Here is a 2,328-nt window from a genome sequence, read left to right as displayed (position 1 = left end):
TTATTTGGAGGCATCATCTTCTGAAGAGCCGACTCTTTGCTTTGCGCTGAATAATGTTTCATTGTTACTCCACACCCTCTATTTAATGGTTAAATATTAAGCGCGACAACTAGTCTGACAGAGAGGGGAACCAATTGTGCCAAACTCTACTGGAGAGGTAACAGTATTTAATGGTGAGAGCTTCAAACCAGGTATTCAAGTATCAATTGTTCATAGAGTTGAAGCAACTGGTACTTTCCATTATTCAACACCAAATAGAATAGAAAGTATAACTTTTAACTACACAACTAACTAATTAACACCTTAGACTCCAAATTTAATCAAAGGAGTCTATTTTCGTTTAGAGGGTCAATAGTATGGATATACCTGATATCAAGAGAAGTTTGTTAAATGCGAGAAAAGCTTTTCCTCAGCCACAATCTGACCCCAAAAAAAGTAAGGATATAGAAATACATGCATCGGTTTCTTCATTATCGTCGAAATTAAGTAAGGCCAAAAGCTCTATTGATATTTCTAAATTAAGTCAGCAAAATTTATCTCTACATAAGGAAATACTCTCTTCAAATGCAAAAATAAATAGTGATGAGGTTGCCACAGCAAAATGGGAATTTGAACATTTATCCAAATCAAAACTTGAGACGATAGCATTAGACACAAGTAATACATTTAGCAGCTCAGAGAGAGTAGCTGCATATGAAAGATGGCACACACTTGATCAGCAAAACCTATCAAATCTAAAACGAGACAGCCTTAAATACGAAAGTAACGTTACCGCACTAGCATCATTTGAAGAATTACTATCATCTCATACGAACTCTTTTTCTTTTTTTAGTAAAGCGATGGTTTCCGATGAATATAGCTCACAAGCAACATCACAGTTTGAGTCTATTTTAGATGCACGGGATTTAGAAAAAAGCAAAAATATAAGCAGGTCTGAGCATTATTATGAAACTATGGTGATGGATATTTTTGGTGGTACTGAATCAGAAATTTTAAGCGGCACTGATGGGATGTCCTTATCTAACTTAATGCGAAGTTCTTATGAGTTTTTGACACAAGGAGATAGAGAACTATTAGCTAATATCTATGAATATGCTGATAATAATAATATAGATTTTAAGTATATACGTCAGTTTGCCAGTGATCTTGGTGGTTACAGAATGCATGACGATGGGAAGATACTTAATAATTTTAATAATGGCCACTTCAACGGTGAAGGATACCAGCTTGCTGTCAGCTTTACGGATAAAGATCAAGCTACGATAAATAATATCCTTGATAGTCAGAAAAAACTATCTTCATCTGATATAGATGAGGGGTTCATTTCGTTTATGACTGAGCCAGGCTTAAGTGCATTGTCTCATCGGGGTAGTTACCAATTTTTACAACATATGATAGAAATAAAAGCGAGAATAGAGCCAAGTCTTTCAACTGAAAATTTTAAGGTTTTTGAAGGCTTTTCAGGGGTTGATGATCGATATGTTATAACGACTTCTGATAAGCGGCTAATTAGGCCAGAACCTGATGTCATTTGTAAAAATGGTACCTGTGAAGTAACCGAAAAAGGTCTTAAAAACAATGTTACTTTAGAGGAAAATAAAGGCAATCCTATATTAGATCTTAAATCTAACTCAATAAGCTCCCTTTTAGAACTCAGAGTGAACAACACAACCGAAAATAACATTTTATTTCAATGGCTTGCTGATTGAAGTCAGATTTACTTTAACAATCTTGTAGGCTAAGACCACAATAAAGTATAACACCTGTTGCTTTTACAACAGCCGTACGGTTTTTAACTTTAAGAAATTGGCGAACAATTTGATAGCAAGTCTTTAATCGCGCATCTTTGGTGTAGTGTAGGAAAGTTTTGAATGTTGGCCAATTTTGCTCACAAGTAGCACATGATTAAAATAGATCATCAATTACATGTGATTTATATAAAGGGGTTAAGCTGCTTTAAAGGCGTATTTTGACCTCTGAGGAATTCGTGGTGTTCTTTTATGCCTTCAGGCTAAAGCATGACCTACAATAAAATACCTGCAAGTTGATTGTAAAACCGTCGGTCGTGATTTATCGCAACAGCCGATATATGAGGGTGTACTGCTTTCAGGTGAACGCCCGAGCGACACTCGCCACCTTGCTCGCTTTTTCACTTTCCTGCAGACGTAAAAAAGCCCGACTCAGTGAGTCGGGCTTTCTTTATTTGGAGCCTGGCGATGACCTACTTTCACATAACAAATGCTACACTATCATCGGCGCTGTTTCGTTTCACTACTGAGTTCGGCATGGGATCAGGTGGGTCCAAAACGCTATTGTCACCAAGCAAAT

1 protein-coding gene and 1 rRNA gene are annotated in these 2,328 nt (G+C 36.6%); one reads left to right on the top strand and one right to left on the bottom strand.

The window, feature by feature from the left end:
- Positions 1 to 356: 356 nt before the first annotated feature.
- Complete coding sequence (locus ACJJVX_RS00140; RefSeq protein ID WP_054455986.1) at positions 357 to 1,709, top strand: hypothetical protein; 1,353 nt, start codon at positions 357 to 359, stop codon at positions 1,707 to 1,709.
- A 499-nt stretch (positions 1,710 to 2,208) separates the two neighbouring features.
- On the opposite strand, the gene rrf is transcribed toward ACJJVX_RS00140, so the two are convergent.
- Positions 2,209 to 2,323: ribosomal RNA gene (rrf, locus tag ACJJVX_RS00135) — 5S ribosomal RNA — on the bottom strand.
- Positions 2,324 to 2,328 lie beyond the last annotated feature (5 nt).

Origin of the sequence: Pseudoalteromonas sp. Ld20, assembly GCF_045064175.1 — a bacterium.
Lineage (GTDB): Bacteria > Pseudomonadota > Gammaproteobacteria > Enterobacterales > Alteromonadaceae > Pseudoalteromonas > Pseudoalteromonas neustonica.
The sequence above is the reverse complement of the archived record's forward strand: the minus strand, read 5'-3'. Positions and strand labels throughout refer to the sequence as shown.

Bases quoted from the DNA above. Each gene is read 5' to 3' on its own strand.
- ACJJVX_RS00140 (WP_054455986.1), top strand. From the start codon at position 357: ATGGATATACCTGATATCAAGAGAAGTTTGTTAAATGCGAGAAAAGCT.